General features: G+C 61.2%; 8 protein-coding genes and 1 pseudogene. 6 read left to right on the top strand and 3 right to left on the bottom strand.

Features of this window, described 5'->3' with window-relative positions; translation table 11 throughout:
- Nucleotides 1-43 precede the first annotated feature (43 nt).
- Nucleotides 44-478 carry a MarR family transcriptional regulator gene (locus IAI51_RS04050; RefSeq protein ID WP_187677316.1) on the bottom strand — a complete coding sequence of 145 codons (435 nt, stop codon included), beginning with the start codon at nucleotides 476-478 and terminating at the stop codon, nucleotides 44-46.
- 134 nt (nucleotides 479-612) lie between these two features.
- A complete protein-coding gene (gene recQ / locus IAI51_RS04045) occupies nucleotides 613-2,742 on the bottom strand; it encodes a DNA helicase RecQ (RefSeq protein ID WP_187677315.1) in 2,130 nt (709 codons plus the stop codon).
- 277 nt (nucleotides 2,743-3,019) lie between these two features.
- Between recQ and IAI51_RS04040 the strand changes: the two genes are divergently transcribed.
- The 3 genes and pseudogenes from IAI51_RS04040 to IAI51_RS28125 all read left to right on the top strand — a co-directional run.
- Nucleotides 3,020-3,607, top strand: a complete 588-nt coding sequence (locus IAI51_RS04040) for a YecA family protein (protein ID WP_187677314.1) — start codon at nucleotides 3,020-3,022, stop codon at nucleotides 3,605-3,607.
- Between the two features lie 10 nt (nucleotides 3,608-3,617).
- Nucleotides 3,618-4,013 (top strand): YbaN family protein, encoded by a 396-nt coding sequence (locus IAI51_RS04035; RefSeq protein WP_025110581.1) that lies wholly within the window; start codon nucleotides 3,618-3,620, stop codon nucleotides 4,011-4,013.
- 113 nt (nucleotides 4,014-4,126) lie between these two features.
- Nucleotides 4,127-4,240: pseudogene (locus IAI51_RS28125) on the top strand (DUF6124 family protein); the annotation flags it as partial.
- Between the two features lie 201 nt (nucleotides 4,241-4,441).
- On the opposite strand, the gene IAI51_RS04030 reads toward IAI51_RS28125, so the two are convergent.
- Nucleotides 4,442-12,304 (bottom strand): retention module-containing protein, encoded by a 7,863-nt coding sequence (locus tag IAI51_RS04030; protein ID WP_187677313.1) that lies wholly within the window; start codon nucleotides 12,302-12,304, stop codon nucleotides 4,442-4,444.
- 533 nt (nucleotides 12,305-12,837) lie between these two features.
- Between IAI51_RS04030 and IAI51_RS04025 the strand changes: the two genes are divergently transcribed.
- The 3 genes from IAI51_RS04025 to IAI51_RS04015 all read left to right on the top strand — a co-directional run bounded on the left by IAI51_RS04025 (nucleotide 12,838) and on the right by IAI51_RS04015 (nucleotide 17,897).
- Nucleotides 12,838-14,196: a TolC family outer membrane protein gene (locus IAI51_RS04025; RefSeq protein WP_187677312.1), complete on the top strand. Its 1,359-nt coding sequence runs from the start codon at nucleotides 12,838-12,840 to the stop codon at nucleotides 14,194-14,196.
- 170 nt (nucleotides 14,197-14,366) lie between these two features.
- Entirely contained in the window at nucleotides 14,367-16,526 is a 2,160-nt protein-coding gene (locus IAI51_RS04020; protein WP_187677311.1) for a type I secretion system permease/ATPase, read from the top strand.
- A 9-nt stretch (nucleotides 16,527-16,535) separates the two neighbouring features.
- Nucleotides 16,536-17,897: an HlyD family type I secretion periplasmic adaptor subunit gene (locus IAI51_RS04015; protein WP_187677310.1), complete on the top strand. Its 1,362-nt coding sequence runs from the start codon at nucleotides 16,536-16,538 to the stop codon at nucleotides 17,895-17,897.
- Nucleotides 17,898-18,065: the final 168 nt, after the last annotated feature.

The following is an 18,065-nucleotide window of genomic DNA, read 5'->3' as shown; positions in this document are numbered from 1 at the left end:
TTGCTCAACGCGATCCCTCAAAAAACCGGCACGTGGTTATGCCTCAAGATTTTTCCAGGTTGCCCAGGATGTGCCCGTGAACTCGCATGCACACCTTCAAATCCGCCTCGTCGACGCCTTCGAACAATTCGTGACGCAGTTGGGTGGCAATGGTTTCGATTTGTTCGATAAGCGGCAGTGCGGGTGCGCAGAGGACGATTTTTTTCGCCCGGCGGTCTTCCATCACGGACTGGCGTTGCACCAGACCCTGGCCTTCCAGACTATCGAGCAAGCGTGCCAGCGTCGGGCCTTCAACGCCGACGCTTTGCGCCAGCTCTCGCTGGGTCGGGGCGTCTTCGAAACGCGCCAGGTGCAGCAGCACCAGCCAGCGTGCCTGGGACAGCCCCAGGCCCGCCAGCCGGCGGTCCAGTTCGGCACGCCAGCCGCGCGACATCTGGGCCAGTTGCATGCCAAAGCGGTGTTGATCGGTTAACGGCATAAAACTCTCGTGATTAAACTGAAGTAATAGAGAAAAACTAATTATTAGTCAGCTAAGCATGAGCTGCAGCTATAGGCAAGTGGCGCTCTGTACTGAATCGTTACAACTGTATGAGGCTTGGCGCAAACGCCGCCTTACATTTCGAATTCCGATTGCAGCGCAGCCCGCACGCAATAAAGAACACCTTCTGGAACACGACCAGCAAACAGCTCAGCCACTTCGGCGACCGGCGGCAGTTCGCCCTCGCCATCAAGGAATGCGTCCTGCACTTCACCCATCAGTTCTTCCGGCAAGTCGAGCGCCTGCTCCAGCGATAACTGCTGCTTGCCAATAGCCTCGGCGAGCATGGTGTAGACGTTCTTTTCCGAGCATTGCAACTGACCGGCGATCTGCATCGGCGTCATGCCGGCGCGAGCCAGGGTGATCAATTCGTGACGCACGTCGGCCACCACTTTCGGCGCCTCCGCTTCGCCGCCGAGCACTTCGAGGAAGGCCTCGCCATAACGTTCCAGCTTGCGCGCGCCGACGCCGCTGACACGAGCCATATCCGCCAGCGATGTCGGTTGGCTGCGGAGCATTTCCAGCAAGGTCGAGTCGGGGAAGATGACGTACGGCGGCACACCATGCTCTTCGGCGAGTTTGCGCCGCAGCGCACGCAGGGCTTCCCACTGTTCGCGCTCTTCGCCGCGCACCAATTGGCTGGCCGGGCTCTTGCTGCCGCTTTTGGCGGTGACCTGCGGCTTGAGATCGCGGCGCAGTTCCAGCGTAACCTCGCCCTTGAGCAGCGGCCGACAGGTGTCGCTCAGACGCAGGCCGCCGTAGCCTTCGTGATCGACATCGGCCAGGCCGCGCGCCACCAACTGGCGGAACAGCGAGCGCCATTCGCTCTCGCTCAGCGCCTTGCCGACGCCGTACACAGAGAGATGCTGATGGCCGAAGCTGCGAATCTTTTCGTTGTCCTTGCCCAGCAGCACATCGACCAGATGGCCGACGCCATAACGCTGACCGGTGCGATAGATCGCCGACAGCGCCTGACGTGCAGGCTCGGTGGCGTCCCAGGTCTGCACGCCATCGACGCAGTTGTCGCAATGGCCGCAAGGTTCGGCCATCTCTTCATCGAAATAGGCCAGCAGGGTCTGACGACGGCAGCGGGTCTCCTCACACAGCGACAGCATGGCGTCAAGCTTGTGCTGCTCCAGACGCTTGTGACGTTCGTCACCTTCGGAGTTCTGCAACATCTGCTTGAGCATCACCACGTCTTGCAGGCCGTAGGCCATCCACGCATCCGCCGGCAGACCGTCACGGCCACCGCGTCCGGTTTCCTGGTAATACGCCTCAAGGGATTTCGGTAGATCGAGGTGAGCGACGAAGCGCACGTTGGGCTTGTCGATGCCCATGCCGAACGCCACGGTGGCGACCATGATCAACCCTTCCTCATTCAAGAAGCGCTTCTGATTGAACGCACGCAACTCATTGGGCAGGCCGGCGTGATACGGCAGCGCCGGGAAACCCTGCTCGCTGAGGAACGCCGCGACTTCCTCGACCTTTTTACGCGACAGGCAATAGACGATGCCGGCATCGCTGCGCCGCTCGGCCAGAAACGCCAGCAACTGCTTGCGTGGCTGCTCCTTGGGCACGATGCGATAGAAGATGTTCGGCCGGTCGAAGCTCGACAGGAAGCGCTCGGCGTTCTGCAGATGCAGGCGGGTGACGATTTCTTCGCGAGTTCGCTTGTCGGCGGTGGCAGTCAGGGCGATGCGCGGCACATCGGGGAACATCTCGGCCAATTGGCCAAGTTGCAGGTATTCCGGACGGAAGTCGTGGCCCCATTGCGATACGCAGTGGGCTTCGTCGATGGCGAACAGGGCAATGTTCAGCCCTTGCAGGAACGACAACATGCGCGGCTGCACCAGACGCTCGGGCGCCAGATACAACATCTTCACTTCACCGCGCTTGATCCGCGCCGCCAGATCACGCTGCTGTTCGGCGCTCAAAGTGGAGTTCAGCGCGGCGGCGGCCACACCCAGCTCTTCAAGGGTGGCGACCTGATCGTCCATCAAGGCGATCAACGGCGAGACCACCACCGCCAGGCCATCGCGCAACAACGCGGGCACCTGAAAGCACAGGGACTTGCCGCCACCGGTAGGCATCAGCACCAGCGCATCACCGCCGCTGGCCACGCGCTCAATGATTGCACCCTGCCGGCCACGGAAACTGTCGTAGCCGAAGATGTCCTTGAGGACGCGTTGAGCCTGTTCGAGCATAAAAACTCCAAAAATCTACCGAAACATCCCTGCTCAGGCTGGTTCAAGACAGCCTGAGCTGCTTAAACAAAACGTAAGGGCGCGTTGCATGGCGGCCGCAATACGGGCAGGGATCGCAAAACGCGGCAGTATACCCGAGCCCTCCCCCGCAGAGGGTGCCGCTGATAAGAGACTCGAGAAACCTGCCGCAATCAGGCAAATCTGCCATGCGGCTGGCTTGAGCGCTCAAGAAGGCCTAGAATTCCCGCATTGTTTATTCCCCCAAGGTAGCCCCGTAATGTCCTTCGCTGAGCAACTGACCCGCCTGCAAGTCTTCCTCGACGCCGACGAACTGCATGACGAGGCGCTGGATTACGTGGCCGCCCACGGTTACCTCACCGCGTTGTCGATCTGCGCGGAAGACGTATCGGAACGTGAGTGGATCGACGCCCTGTTCGCCGAAGAGCCGCATTACAGCAGCGAGGCACAGCGCGAAGAGATCGAAGCCACCCTGATCGGCCTCAAGGCGCACATCGCCCGCCAACTGGCGTCCGACGAAGAATTCGAACTGCCATGCGAACTGGATCTGGGCGAAGAGCCGGACGATTCGGAACTGCGTGGCTGGTGCATCGGCTTCATGGAAGGCGTGTTCCTGCGCGAAGCGGCCTGGTTCGAAACCGCCGAAGAAGAAGTCAGCGAAATGCTTCTGCCGATCATGGTCGGTTCGGGCCTGTTCGACGAACAGCCAGAGTTCGAAGACATCGCCAAAGACGCCAACCTGATGGACGACATGATCGTACAGATCCCGGAAGCCCTGACTGCGCTGTACCTGCTGTGCCAGGCTCCAGACGAAAAACCGGCGATTCTCAAGCCTCGTCACCACTAAGATACGGCCTATGGACAACCCCATAGGCAACCGCCCCCTGATGTTGCGCTACATCCTGCTGGCCATCGGCTGGCTTAGCGTCGCATTGGGGGTGATCGGGATTTTCCTGCCTGTCCTGCCCACTACCCCCTTTCTATTGCTCGCGGCCGCGTGTTTCGCCCGCAGCTCTCCGCGTTTTTATCGCTGGCTGGTCGAGCATCCGCGCCTTGGGCCGTGGATTCGCGATTACCTCGATGGCAACGGCATTCCGCTCAAGGGCAAGGTCTACGCGATCGGGCTGATGTGGGCGAGCATTTTGTTTTCCTGCTATCTGGTGCCACTGCCGTGGGCGCGGGGGTTCATGCTGACCAGTGCGGTGTTGGTGACGGTTTATATTCTTCGGCAGAAGACCCTGCGTAAATCCTGAAACGCTAAAAGATCGCAGCCTGCAATTGATGTCATGGCAGCTGTGCGTGGGAGACCTTCGGGTCTGCCGGGCGCCTACACCCGGTTCGCTAACCCGCGTCCAGCCGCCACCTTGCCCATCTCATACCCGCATCGCAGCGCAGAACGCTGCTGGGTATCGCGCAATTGATCATGCTCGGGGAGCTGGCGGTGAATCGGGGGCTGGATAATCTGGAACTGCCGGGGTAAGTCAGACAACCGATCGTTCCCACGCTCTGCGTGGGAATGCCTCTTCGGACGCTCTGCGTTCGGCTCTGGAGGGGACGCAGAGCGTCCCGGGCTGCGTTCCCACGCAGAGCATGGGAACGATCACGTCAGCCAGAAAAAACCCGCCGCCCCGTTCAACAGGGACGGCGGGTTTTGTCGTTTCAGGCCTGAATCAAAGACCAATCACACCGTGTCCACCTTCAGCGAATGATCATTCAACATGCCGCTGATGATCGTCGCCGTGTCATGCCCGCCGGCGACCACCCCGCCAGCTCCGGGCGTTACGCCGTAGTGGCTGGCCAGGTTGACGCCGGCCAGGTCGATGGTCTGGTTCGGCGTGGCGCCGGCCATGGCGCTGACGTCGATGCTGGTGAGCACCGACGCGCCGCTGCCAGTGACAGTGAAGTGCAGGTAGTCATCGAGTGACGACGTGCTGCCGTTTTCACCTTGCAGCAGTTGCGACAGGTCGAGCTTGTCGGTGCCGGGGGTGAAGTCGGTGATGAGGTCGTGGCCACTGTTGCCTTTGAGCCACTGGAAGGTGTCAGCCCCTGCGCCGCCGGTCATCGTGTTGTTGCCCAGACCGCCGATCAGCAGGTCATCGCCGCCGCCACCGTTGAGGGTGTCGTTGCCCAGGCCGCCGTTGATCACGTTGTTATTGTTGTCGCCGGTCAGGCTGTCGTTGAAGTTCGAGCCGACGAGGTTCTCGATGCCGGTCAGGGTATCGGTCCCGGCGCCCAAAGTGTTTTGCGCACCGAGCAGACCGAGATTGACCGTAACCCCGGCAGTGGCATGGGCGTAGCTGGCGGTGTCGATGCCAGTACCGCCGTCAAGCAAGTCATTGCCCGGGCCGCTGTAGATCAAGTCATTACCCGCGCCGCCATGCATTTCGTTATTGCCGGAGCCTGCGGTGAGCACGTCGTTGCCGTCGCCAGCGTTGAGGATGTTGTTGCCGGTGCCGGCCACCAGTACGTCATCGCCCGCAGTGCCGGTGAGGGTGTGACCATCCTGATAGCTGATGGTTACGGCGGCCGTGTCGCTGCCACCGTGGTTGTCGTTGGCGGTGTAGGTGCCGTTGTAATCCGGAGTGATGTCATGTGCCCCGGCGTAGTTGAGGGTCATGGTCAGTTGGTAGTTTTCCGACCCGTTGGCGTTACCACCCGTGGGGTTGGTGATGTTGGTGATGTGGATCTGGTAGACGCCGTTCGACGTCGCGGTGAGGGTTTGGCCGTCCGCCAGCGCCATGTAGGCGCCACCGTTGATCGAGTACTCCATGCTGACGTTACCGGCTGCCAGGTTGTGATCCAGATTGAGGGTTTCGCCCTGGCGCAGGTTGACGGTGATGCGATCTTCATCGTTGGCGTTGGTGTTGGTCACCGCACCGAGGTAGCCGCTGACCACCAGCACGGCGGTCATGGTCGCCGCGTTGGCCGAGAACGAATTGCGCACGTTGGCCAGGTTCTGGTTGGCGGCGGTGTTGGGGTTGGTGCCGGTGAAGCTGATGGCGCCAGTGCCGGTGAAGTCCGCCGCTTTCGAGATCCAGCCGGTGTTGAAGCTGGTTGGCGTAGCGTTGAGCGTATCGCCGTTCGGATCGGTGTCGTTGGCCAGCAGCAGCTCACCCGGCACGACGATGTTGCTCGACAGCACGTTGGTGATGATGTGGTCGTCCATCGCCACTGGCGGCGCGTTGGGGATCACCTTCACGGTCAGCGTCGAGCTGGCGAGGTCGCCGTCGTTGTCACTCACGGTGAAGCCGATGTTCTCGGTGATCACCGTGGTGGTGGTTTTTTGCGAGGTGTAGGTGTACTCGCCGGTGTCGAGGTTGATCAGCAGCGTGCCGCTGTTGTTGGTGGCGATGCTCAGCGTGTTGTTTGCGGTGTTGAACGTTCCGTGATTGACGCCGCCGCTTGGCACCAGCGAACCCTGGCCGCCGTTGGCTTTCGGATCGTAGGTGTAGGTGGTGCCGTCAACCACGATGGATTTGATGAACCCGCCATCGGCGCCGAAGGTGCCGCCCTGGCCCAGCAACGAACCGGTAACCGGCGCGCCTTCCACGGTGCCCGACAGCACAGAGTTGAGCTGGTTGAGGTCGGTGACCACCACCGCGTTGGTGTTGGTGTGGTTGATGCCGTCGTAGGCCAGTGGATCGAGGTTGGCATTGCTCACGCCGCTGCCCAGGCCGATCGCGTAGTTCTTGATGTTGTTGGCATCGAGGAAGTTTTTCAGCGCGGCTTCGTCAGCGGCGTTGATGTCGCCCTCGTTGGGTTTGCCGTCGGAGAAGAAGTACCCAACGTTCTGCGCCCCGGTGAGTTTGCCCGAGGTATTGAACGCGGTTTGCATCACCGCCACGGCAGCGTCGTAGTTGGTGCCGCCACCCGCCGTGAGCCCGGCGAGAATGGTTTTGGCCGTGGCCACGTCCACCCACACCGCGGTTCTGTCAGTGGCGTTGCTGCTGAAGGTGACGAGCTGCACTTTCACATCGCCCAGATCATCGTACTTGTCGAGCAAGGCGCTGATGGCCTGCTTGGCCAAGGCCAGCCGCGACAGGCCCGGCACGCCGGACGCGTCGGCCATACTGCCGGAGATGTCGAGGACGATCAGCAGATTGGAATCGATCTCCACCGCTGTCACCGAACGATCCGAGGCCACGGCTTTCGGCACGTCATCGACGATGTTGACGACGAGGGTGCTGGTGGTGCTGTTGCCCAGCGCGTCGGTGGCTTTGTAGGTGAAGCTTTCGCTCAGAGTGTTCGGCCCGTCGTTGGCGTTCGGCGAGGTTTTCGGCGCCGAAGTCAGTGTGTAGGTGTAGGTGCCGTCGGCGTTGAGCTGGATCTGCCCGTAGGTGCCGGTGGCGCTGCCGACCAGTGTGTAAGTGATCGCGCCACTGCCGCCGGTGACGGCGCCAACCAGTGTTCCGGTGGCGGTTTCGCCAGTGTTGGTCGGGTCGCTGCCGGTGACCGTGCCGGGGGCCAGATCCTGGCCGTTCTGGGTCAGGTCGAGGGCTTTTTCGTAAACCGTCACGTCCTGATCGACCGAGGCTACGAGCTTGCAGTCAGCGACGTTGATGGTGATGGTCGTGGTGCTTTCATCGCCGTCACTGTCACGGATGGTGTAGGTGAAGGTGTCAGTGGCGCCCGGTGGACTCACCGAGTTCGGGTTGCTGTGGTAAACGGCGTTGCCTGCTGCGTCCAGGGTCAGGTAACCGTATGCGCCGTTGATATTGCTGTTGAGGCCGCCGACGGCCGAGGTGCCGGTGTTGCTGCCGGCGCGCACGCCGACCACCGTGGCCGCGCCATCGGCACCGCTGACGTCATTACCCAAAACGCTGACATTGACGGTGCCGCCCTCCGCCACTGAGCCGGTGTCGGGTTTTGCGGTCGGCAGGTCATCGATGATGTTGACGTTGATCTGGCCGCTGGCGGTGCTGCCATCGGTGTCGGTCGCCACCACTGTGAAGTTCTCGGTGAGGCTGTTGGCACCGTTGGCATTTGGATGGGTTTCGTTATCCACCAGGGTGTAGCTGTAGCTGATCACACCGGTCGCCGGGTTGTAGCCGGTGATGGTGAACGTGCTGCCCAGTGGCGAAACAGTCGATTGCGGGAAACCTGCGGCCACGCCGTTGGTGACCACCGCGATCCCGCCCACGGTGAGGGTCTGCAGACCATCAAGCGCGGTGACGGTAAAGGTGCCGCTTTGGGTCAGCGCCGGGGTGTTGGGGCTGGTGCCGTCGCTGAGGTTTTTCTCGTAGACGGTGAGTTCGCCGCCGTAGACGTCGAGGCCGTTGATGATCACCGGATCGTTGTTGTTGTGGATGTTCAGCACCAGGTTGGCGGTGCTGGTGTCGCCGTCGGCATCGGTGAGGGTGTAGGTGAAGGTTTCCGTGCCGTTGCCGCCACCGTTCAGGGCTTTGAAATCGGCGTCGCTGGTGTTCAGCGTGTAGGTGTAAGTGCCGTTGGCGTTGAGCACCAGCGTGCCGTAAGTCCCGACAAACGTGCCGGCGGTGATCGGCCCGGTCGCGACCACGTCCGCACCTTGAACATCATTGGTCAGCACATTGCCGTTGAGGGTCAGCAACGATTCCGAAGCGGTGTTCGCGTTGCTGTCGTTCACAGCTTTTGGCACGTCATCGACGATGCTGACAACGATGGTGCTGGTGACGATATTGCCCAGCGAATCGATGGCCTGATAGGTGAAGGATTCGGTCAGGGTGTTGGCGCCGTCGTCGGCATTCGGCGAGGTGGTCGCCGGCGCTGTCAGGGTGTAGGTGTAAGTGCCGTTGGAATTGAGCACGATCTGCCCGTAGTTGCCGGTGGCACTGCCGACCAGCGCATAGCTGATCGCACCGACCGCACCGGTGACCGAGCCGACCAGCGTGCCGGACGCGGTTTCGCCAGTGTTGGTCGGGTCGCTGCCGGTGACCGTACCAGGGGCCAGATCGGCGCCGTCCTTGGTCAGGTCGAGGGCTTTCTCAAAGACGGTGACGTCGGTGTCACTGACCGCATACAGTTTGCTGTTGGCGACATCAATGGTGATGGTCGTGGTGCTTTCGTCACCGTCGGCATCGCGCACGGTGTAGGTGAACACATCCACCGCACCGGGGCCGTTCACCCCATTCGGATTGCTGTGGTAGACCGCGTTGCCGTTGGCATCGAGCGTCAGGTAGCCGCAGGTGCCGTTGATTTGCGCGTTCAAGCCACCGATGGCCGAGGTCGACGTGTCGGAACCTGCACGCACGCCGACCACCGCGCCGGTAACCGCCGGGCCGTCGGCGCCGCCGATGTCGTTATTCAGCACATTGCCGCTGACGGTACCGCCCTCGGCCACCGACGCCGCATCGGGATAGGCGCTCGGCAGGTCATCGACGATGTTGACGTTGATCTGGCCGCTGGCAGTGCTGCCGTCGGTGTCTGTGGCGACGACGTTGAAGTTCTCGGTGATGCTGTTGGCGCCGTTGGCGTTCGGGTGGGATTCGTTATCCACCAAGGTGTAGCTGTAGCTGACCACGCCGGTTGTCGGGTTGTAACCGGTGATGGTCAGCGTGCTGCCCAGCGGCGTGACGATCGATTGCGGGAAGCCTGCGGCCACGCCGCCGGTCACTACGCTGATGCCGCCCACGGTCAGGGTTTGCAGACCATCGAGGGCGGTTACGGTGAAGGTACCGCTCTGGGTCAGCGCCGGGGTGTTGGGGCTGGTGCCGTCGCTGAGGTTTTTCTCGTAGACGGTGAGTTCGCCGCCATTAACGTCGAGGCCGTTGATGATCACTGGATCGTCGTTGTTGTGGATTTGCAAAACCAGATTCGCGGTGCTGGTGTCACCGTCAGAATCGGTGATGGTGTAGGTGAAGTTCTCTGTGCCGCTGCCGCCACCGTTCAAGGCTTTGAAGTCGGCGTCGCTGATGTTCAGCGTGTAGGTGTAAGTGCCGTTGGCGTTGAGCACCAGGGTGCCGTAAGTCCCGGTAAATGTGCCGGCAGTGATCGGACCCGTAGGGACGCGGTCGGCGCCTTGTACGTCGTTGGTCAGCACATTGCCGGTCAGCGTGAGCTGGCTTTCCGAAGCGGTGGTTGGGTTGCTGTCGTCCACGGCTTTTGGCAAGTCGTCGACGATGTTCACGTCGAGGGTCGCGTTGGCGGTGGTGCCGTTGTCATCGACCACGGTGACCGCAAATTGCTCGGGCAAGTTGTTGGCGCCGTTGGCGGTCGGATGCGCTTCGTTATCGGCGAGGGTGTAGCTGTAGCTGACAACGCCGGTTGCGGCGTTGAACCCGGTAATGGTGAGCGTGCTGCCCAAAGGTGTAGTGATCGATTGGGGGAAGCCTGCGGCCACGCCGTTGGTGACCACTGCGATGCCGCCAACCGTCAGGGTTGTTACGCCGTCCAGCGCGGTGATGCTGAAGGTGCCGCTTTGAGTCAGCGCAGTGGAATCCGGCGCACTACCGTCGCTGAGGTTTTGCTCGTAAACCGTCAGCTCGCCGCCATTGACGTCGAGGCCGTTGATGATCACTGGATCGTCGTTGTTGTGGATCTGCAAAACGAGGTTCGCGGTGCTGGTATCGCCGTCGGCATCGGTGAGGGTGTAGGTGAAGGTTTCCGTGCCGTTGCCGCCGCCGTTCAGGGCTTTGAAATCCGCATCGCTGGTGTTCAGCGTGTAGGTGTAAGTGCCGTTGGCGTTGAGCTGCAACGTGCCGTAAGTCCCAGTGAAAGTGCCGGCAGTGATTGGGCCGGTTGGGACGCGGTCAGCGCCTTGTACGTCGTTGGTCAGCACATTGCCGGTCAGCGTGAGCTGGCTTTCCGAAGCGGTGGTTGGGTTGCTGTCGTCCACGGCTTTTGGCAAGTCATCAACGATGTTCACGTCAAGGGTCGCGTTGGCGGTGGTGCCGTTGTCGTCGACCACGGTGACAGCGAATTGCTCAGGCAGGTTGTTGGCGCCGTTGGCGGTCGGATGCGCTTCGTTATCGGCGAGGGTGTAGCTGTAGCTGACAACGCCGGTTGCGGCGTTGAATCCAGTGATGGTGAGCGTGCTGCCCAAAGGTGTAGTGATCGATTGCGGGAAGCCTGCGGCCACGCCGTTGGTGACCACGGCAATCCCGCCCACTGTCAGCGTGGTAACGCCGTCCAGCGCGGTGATGCTGAAGGTGCCGCTTTGGGTCAACGCTGAGGAGTCCGGTGCGCTGCCGTCGCTAAGATTTTGCTCGTAAACCGTCAGTTCCCCGCCCTCGACGTTCAAACCGTTGATCACCACCGGATCGTCATTGTTGTTGATCTGCAAAACGAGGTTGGCGGTGCTGGTATCGCCGTCGGCATCGGTGAGGGTGTAGGTGAAGGTTTCCGTGCCATTGCCGCCGCCGTTCAGGGCTTTGAAATCGGCGTCGCTGGTGTTCAGGGTGTAGGTGTAAGTGCCGTTGGCGTTGAGCACCAACGTGCCGTAAGTCCCGGTGAACGTGCCGGGCGTAATGGGACCGGTCGGAACTCGGTCGGCGCCTTGCACATCGTTAGTCAGGACGTTGCCGGTCAGCGTGAGTTGGGTTTCCGAGGCGGTGCCATTGCTGTCATCGATCGCTCTGGGCACGTCGTCAGTGATGTTGACGTCCAGCGTTCCGGTCGCGGTGTCGCCATTGCTGTCGCCAGCAATCACGGTGAATTGTTCACTGAGACTATTGCTGCCGTCACCCGCCGCGTGGGTTTCATTGCCATTGAGCGTGTAGCTGTAAGTGACCACGCCTGTCGCCGGGTTGTAACCGGTGATCGTCAGGGTGTTGCCAAGTTGCGTGGTGATCGACTGCGGGAAGCCGACGGCCACGCCGCCGTTGATCAGATTGATGCCGCCGATGCTGAGACTGGTCAAACCGTCCGGCGCCGATACGGCGAAGCTGCCGCTCTGGGTCAGGGCGCCGGGATTGGCCGCCGAGCCGTCAGGCAGGTTAGCTTCATTGAGGTTCAGCTCTCCGCCGGGCGCCGCCAGGCCGTTGAGGGTCACCAGATTATTCACCGGCGGCGGTGGCACAACGGGGGCGGGGGCGACGCCGTCGTCGCCATTGTCGATGACCGCGTTACGCCGCTCTTCGGGAAACTCGGGAATGCCGTTGAACCCGGCGGTGGGGAACCCGATGATCGGATCGACCCGCCCGCCGACTTCCGTCAGCAGGACAAAACTGTGCCCGCCGCCCAATTCGCCACTGGGGTTGCCGGGGGCGTTGGGGCCGGCGGCGGTGGCTTCGGCGGTTTTGGTCGGGTCGTCACCGGCAGCGATGGCTTTCTGGATCTGCTCGACATCGGTCAGTTGCGCGTCGCTCGGGGTCACGGCCTCTGCGGTGTTCACATGAGCAGCCTGCCCGGCCAGCAGCTCACTGGTCATGGTCAGGTTACTGCCGCGGCCCAAGGTCAAATCCTGGCCATTTTGCAGATGAACGGCGACGGCGCCTTCGGCTCCGGTGATCAGTTGATCGCCGGCAAACAACTTGTCGCCCTCAACCAAGGCGCGACGAGTGCCGTCGATGCCCTGCGCGAAAACCTGACCAATGACTTTAGTAACGGTGCCGATGAGCGTTGCCATGTGAAATCCTCCGCTGCCGACCACCGTCGGCACTGGTTCGCGAAGCAGCCCATGGCTCAATCGGGTTGTCGGGGCGACGCTCTCACCCTCGACAGTTCGTTTCGCAGGTTCTGCCCGAGCGGGAAACTTGAGTGCTATCAAGCACTTCCGAACCCTGATCAAGGCAGCACACCTACTAACGCTACGTAACGGTGGTGAATCACTCGAGTGACAAAAAACTGTCACTCATTGACCGTTACGCGTCCCTCCCCTTCAGCAGTACTTCGCCGTATGTCGCAAAGTGAATGGAACTTTCCTCAAGCCTTTTTGAGCTCCCTGAAGCGCATAAAACAAAGGCTTTCGAGCTGAACAATGTGCCGGTTTTTACAAAGCGCATAAGTTTTTTTCGGCATAAGCCTTATGAAAATTTTTTCTTAGCTACGCTTCAGGATGTTCTTAGCTCTGTTGTTACAAGAGTGAAACGCCTACACCTAAAAATATCGTCAAATATTTGGCGACAGTAAGACACCATCAGGACTCAGGGAGATGCACCCATGCGCGTTCTAACCCCCCTCTGCAGCGCGGTTTTGCTGGCCATGGCTTGCACTTCTCAAGCCCAGGCCATGAACCTCACCGAAGCCATCCAGAGCACTATCGCTACACACCCGGAACTTGCTTCGCGCGTGGACGCACGCCTGTCGGCAGATGAACAAGTCAAAGTCGCCAAGGGCGGCTTCTATCCGTCGGTCGATTTGAACGCCGCTTATGGTCGCGGCTACAGCGACAACACCAACACCCGCGCGTTTGGCAATCACGACACGCGCATTCTCAATTACACACAATCCGAGCTGCGCTTGCGGCAGATGCTGTTCGACGGTTTCAACACCGCCAACGAGGTCGAGCGCACCAAGGGCGTTTCGAACTCGCGCGCCTACTATGCGCAAGGCACCGCGCAGGATCTGGCCCTGCGCACCATCGAGGTCTATCTCGAAGTGCTCAAGCGCCGCGAGCTGGTGACCCTGGCTACCAACAACCTGCAAGCACACTTGCGCGTCAACGATCAGATCGGCCTGCGCACCGAGCGCGGCGTTGGCAGCACCGCCGACTCCGACCAGTCGGGAGCCCGTAAGGCGCTGGCGCAAAACAACCTCGACACCGCCGAAGTCGATCTGTCCGATGCCGAAGCCAACTTCTACAGCGTGGTCGGGCGCATGCCCGATGAGCTGGAAACCCCTGCCTCGACTCGCGGCGAATTGCCTACCGATCTGCGCGAAGCCCAGCAGAGCATGGTCGACAACAACCCTTACCTGAAATCCGCCCAGGCCGACGTGCAATCGGCCGAAAGCCAATATGAAGTTGCCAAGTCGCCGTTCTACCCACGTTTCGACGCAGAGGCGGCGGTCGGCGCGAACAACAACGTGCAGGGCGATGAGGGCCACGACAACGAATGGCGTGTGGGTGTGGTGATGAACTACAACCTGTTCCGCGGCGGCAGCGACAAGGCTCGCCTGGCTGCGAACGCCCACGACATCAATCAGGCGATGGACATCCGCAACAACGCCCTGCGCCAGCTCAACGAAAACATTCGCCTGGCCTGGAACGCCATGGAGAACGCCAAGAAGCAAACCCCGACCGCCCGCGAATACGCCGACACCACCAAGCGTGTGCGCGCCGCGTATCAGGATCAGTTCGGCCTCGGCCAACGTACCCTGCTCGACTTGCTCGACAGCGAAAACGAGCTCTACAACGCCAACCGTCGCTACACCGAAATCCGCTACACCGAGGAATATTCGATGTACCGCGTGCTGGCGAACATGGGCCAGTTGCTGAGCAAGCAACGGGTGGTGCTGCCGGCCGATGCGATCGCCACAACCGAGGTGAAGAACGAAGCACGTCTGCCAGAGCTGAAATGACGTAAACCTCCTGCCGAAGGCTGCTGATCCTGATCGTTCCCACGCTCCGCGTGGGAATGCAGCCGTGACGCTCCGCGTCACTGGACTCAGAGCGTCCCTGGAGGCATTCCCACGCGGAGCGTGGGAACGATCAGTAAGCCCAATGAAGCGGTAACAGGGGAGCGATCAATATGACCAGCATGGAACCCGGTAACGCAGGGGTCGATCCGCGGCTGAGCTTCGATGACCCGTTACTCGACGGTCTGTTGATCCTCTGCAAACTGCATGGCGCGACGGTCAGTCGCGCCAGTCTGAGTGCCGGGCTGCCCCTGAACAAACAACGCCTGAGCCTCGATCTGCTGCCCCGCGCCGCCGCCCGGGCCGGGTTGCAGGCGCGCTTGTTGCGCCGTGAGTTGAAAGACATCTCGCCGCTCAACCTGCCGATTCTGCTGCTGCTCAACGACGGTCGCACCGCCGTGCTGCGGCGTTTTGGCGATGACGGCAAAGCGTTGATCCTCCCCTGTGAAGCCGATGGCGGCGAGCAATGGGTCAGCCGCGAAGAACTCAGCGAACACTACAGTGGCCAGGCCTTGTTCGCCCGGCCACGCCACGAACTCGAAGACCTGCGTTCTCCGCTGGTGCCGCGGGTGCATGCGTGGTTTCGCGACACCCTGAAGCTGTCGAAATGGCTGTACAGCGACGCGATCCTCGCCAGTTTTCTGATCAACCTGTTAGGCCTGATGGTGCCGCTTTTCGTCATGCAGACCTACGACCGCGTGGTGCCCAATCAGGCCACGTCGACCCTATGGGTGCTGTCGATCGGGCTGTTGATCGGCACCGGTTTCGAACTGGTGCTGCGGGTAGTGCGCGCACACTTGCTCGACACCGCCGGCAAGAAAACCGACGTGATCCTTTCAGCGACTTTATTCGAGCGCATCACCGGCATGTCGATGAAGGCGCGGCCGGCGACCATCGGCGGTTTCGCCCAGAGCATTCATGACTTTCAGGGCCTGCGTGAATTCCTCACGGCCGTGACCCTGACCAGCCTGATCGACCTGCCCTTCGTGGTGTTGATGCTGGTGGTGATCGGCCTGCTCGGCGGCTGGTTGGTGGTGATTCCGCTGCTGGCGTTTCCGCTGACCATCATCTTCGCGATGATCATTCAGGTGCGCCTGCGCGACACGGTGCAGAAGAGTCTGAGCCTCGGCGCTGAACGCCAGGCGCTGCTGATCGAAACCCTCGGTGGCCTGGAAACCCTCAAGGCGTGCAGCGCCGAAAGCGAGCGCCAGCACAAATGGGAAAGCACCCACGGCGCCCTCACCCGTCTCGACAGCCACGCGCGCAACCTCTCGGCGCTGGCCACCAACGGCACGCTGTTCATTCAGCAGTTCTCGGGGATGGCGACGATTGTCGCCGGGGTCTACAGCATCATCGCCGGCAACCTTAGTGTCGGCGCATTGGTGGCGACCTACATGCTCGGCAGCCGCGTGCTGGCGCCACTGGGGCAGATCGCCGGGCTGATCACCCGCTACCAGCAAGCGCAACTGACCATGAAAAGCACCGATGCGCTGATGGCCCTGCCCCAGGAGCGTGACGGTAAACAGCGGCCACTGGAACGCACACAACTGCAAGGCGCCCTCGACGTCAACGGCGTGACGTTCCACTACAACGGCCAGAATGCACCGGCCCTGAGCAATGTCAGTTTCAGCCTGAAACCCGGTGAACGGGTCGGCATCATCGGCCGCAGCGGTTCGGGAAAAAGCACTTTGGCGCGGCTGGTGATGGGTTTCTACGAGCCCGAGGAAGGCCAGTTAATGCTCGACGGCCTCGCGCTGCAGCAACTGGATGTCGCCGACCTTCGCCAGCAGATCGGTTACGTCGCCCACGACTTGCCGCTGCTGGCCGGCAGCCTGCGCGACAACCTGACCCTCGGCGCGCGCTACATCAGCGATTCACGCATGCTGGAAGTCGCCGAACTGACCGGCGTCACCGAACTCGCCCGCCAGCATCCGCAAGGTTTCGACCGGCCGGTGGGCGAGCGCGGACAGTTGCTCTCCGGCGGTCAACGTCAAGCGGTGTTGCTGGCCCGTGCGTTGCTGCTCGATCCACCGATCATGCTGCTCGACGAACCCACCAGCGCCATGGACAACAGCAGCGAAGACCTGCTGCGCCAGAAACTGCATGGCTGGGTACAAGGCAAAACCCTGCTGCTGGTCACCCACCGCACCTCGATGCTGAGTCTGGTGGATCGCTTGCTGGTGCTGGACAACGGCCGGGTCGTCGCTGACGGCCCGAAAGAAGCAGTCATCGATGCACTGCGCAAGGGCCGTGTCGGCTCGGCGGCAGTCTAGGAGTAAGCCATGTCTGCTGCATCCGATGGCAAATCACGCGGCTACTTCGACAGCTTCGGCAAAAGCGCCGAGGCCGAGTTCATGCCGGAAACCGCCGGCGCCTCGTTGCAGGATTCGCCACGCTGGTCGCGGATTACCGTGTGGCTGGCGGCGGGCCTGCTGATCAGCGCACTGGTCTGGGCCAAGTTCGCGGTGCTTGAAGAAGTGACCATGGGCGAAGGCAAGGCGATTCCGTCGAGCAAGGTTCAAGTGATCCAGAACCTTGAGGGCGGGATCGTCACCGAGCTTTTTGTCCGCGAAGGGCAGATGGTGAACAAGGGCGACACCCTACTGCGCCTGGATGACACGCGGTTTCGCTCGAACAAGGGTGAGAGCGAGGCCGACCGTTATGCGCTGACCGCGCAGGTCGAACGCTTGTCGGCGGAGTCTGAAGGCCGGCCGTTCAAGCTCTCCGATGAAGTGATCGCCAAGGCACCGCAAGTCGCCGAAGACGAACGCTCGCTGTACGAACAACGCCAGCGACGGCTGGCCAGCGAACAACGCACCCTCAGCGAACAACTGCGGCAGAAGACTCAGGAACTGGCCGAGTTTCGCTCGAAACAGGGGCAGTTCAGTTCAAGCCTGGCACTGCTGCAACAAGAGATGAACATGTCCGAGCCGCTGGTGAAAACCGGCGCGGTGTCGCCGGTGGAAATCCTGCGGCTCAAGCGCAGTGCGGTGGAAATTCGTGGTTCGCTAAACGCGACGACACTGGCGATTCCCCGGGCCGAGTCGGCGATTGCCGAGATCCGCAGCAAGATCGACGAGTCGGAGCAAACCTTCCGCTCCGAGGCCGCCAAGGAACTGAACGAGAAACGCACCGACCTGTCGAAAATCACCGCGTCGAGCATCGCCATCGACGACCGCGTCAGCCGCACCACCGTGACCTCGCCAGTCCGTGGTGTGATCAAGCAAATGAAGGTCAACACCATCGGCGGCGTGGTCCAGCCGGGCAGCGACATGGTCGAAATCGTGCCGCTGGAAGACAACCTGCTGATCGAAGCCAAGGTGCGACCGCAGGACGTGGCATTCCTGCATCCGGGCCAGAAAGCCATGGTCAAGTTCAGTGCCTACGACTACACGATCTACGGCGGGTTGAGCGCCAAACTTGAGTTGATCGGTGCCGACACGATCACCGATGACAAAGGCAACAGCTTTTACCTGATTCAGGTGCGCACCGATAAAAACCACTTGGGCGGGGATGCGAAACCGTTGCTGATCATTCCGGGGATGGTAGCAACGGTGGACATTATTACCGGGGAGAAAAGTGTGCTGGATTACCTGCTGAAACCGGTGCTCAAGGCCCGTACCGAGGCAATGCGCGAGCGGTAGAGATATCCGGATTTTGTGTTGAATTGACTGGCCTCATCGCTGCATTGGTATCTACACATCTCTAAAGTCTTCGGCTGGCCACCCAGCCGATGGCTTCTTTAGCGAAACCCGCCAGCTCCTGTGGCGTGTATTGCTCCAGCGTCTCGCACATCGCCAAAAGCATGTACA

This window comes from Pseudomonas sp. N40(2020), from assembly GCF_014472415.1.
GTDB lineage: Bacteria > Pseudomonadota > Gammaproteobacteria > Pseudomonadales > Pseudomonadaceae > Aquipseudomonas.
This window is presented reverse-complemented; position numbering and strand designations above follow the sequence as displayed.

Excerpts from the sequence above, each read along its gene's own strand:
- IAI51_RS04030 (WP_187677313.1), bottom strand. The coding sequence starts at position 12,304 with ATGGCAACGCTCATCGGCACCGTTACTAAAGTCATTGGTCAGGTTTTC.
- IAI51_RS04050 (WP_187677316.1), bottom strand. The coding sequence starts at position 478 with ATGCCGTTAACCGATCAACACCGCTTTGGCATGCAACTGGCCCAGATG.
- IAI51_RS04025 (WP_187677312.1), top strand. The coding sequence starts at position 12,838 with ATGCGCGTTCTAACCCCCCTCTGCAGCGCGGTTTTGCTGGCCATGGCT.
- IAI51_RS04015 (WP_187677310.1), top strand. The coding sequence starts at position 16,536 with ATGTCTGCTGCATCCGATGGCAAATCACGCGGCTACTTCGACAGCTTC.
- IAI51_RS04020 (WP_187677311.1), top strand. The coding sequence starts at position 14,367 with ATGACCAGCATGGAACCCGGTAACGCAGGGGTCGATCCGCGGCTGAGC.
- IAI51_RS04040 (WP_187677314.1), top strand. The coding sequence starts at position 3,020 with ATGTCCTTCGCTGAGCAACTGACCCGCCTGCAAGTCTTCCTCGACGCC.
- recQ (WP_187677315.1), bottom strand. The coding sequence starts at position 2,742 with ATGCTCGAACAGGCTCAACGCGTCCTCAAGGACATCTTCGGCTACGAC.
- IAI51_RS04035 (WP_025110581.1), top strand. The coding sequence starts at position 3,618 with ATGGACAACCCCATAGGCAACCGCCCCCTGATGTTGCGCTACATCCTG.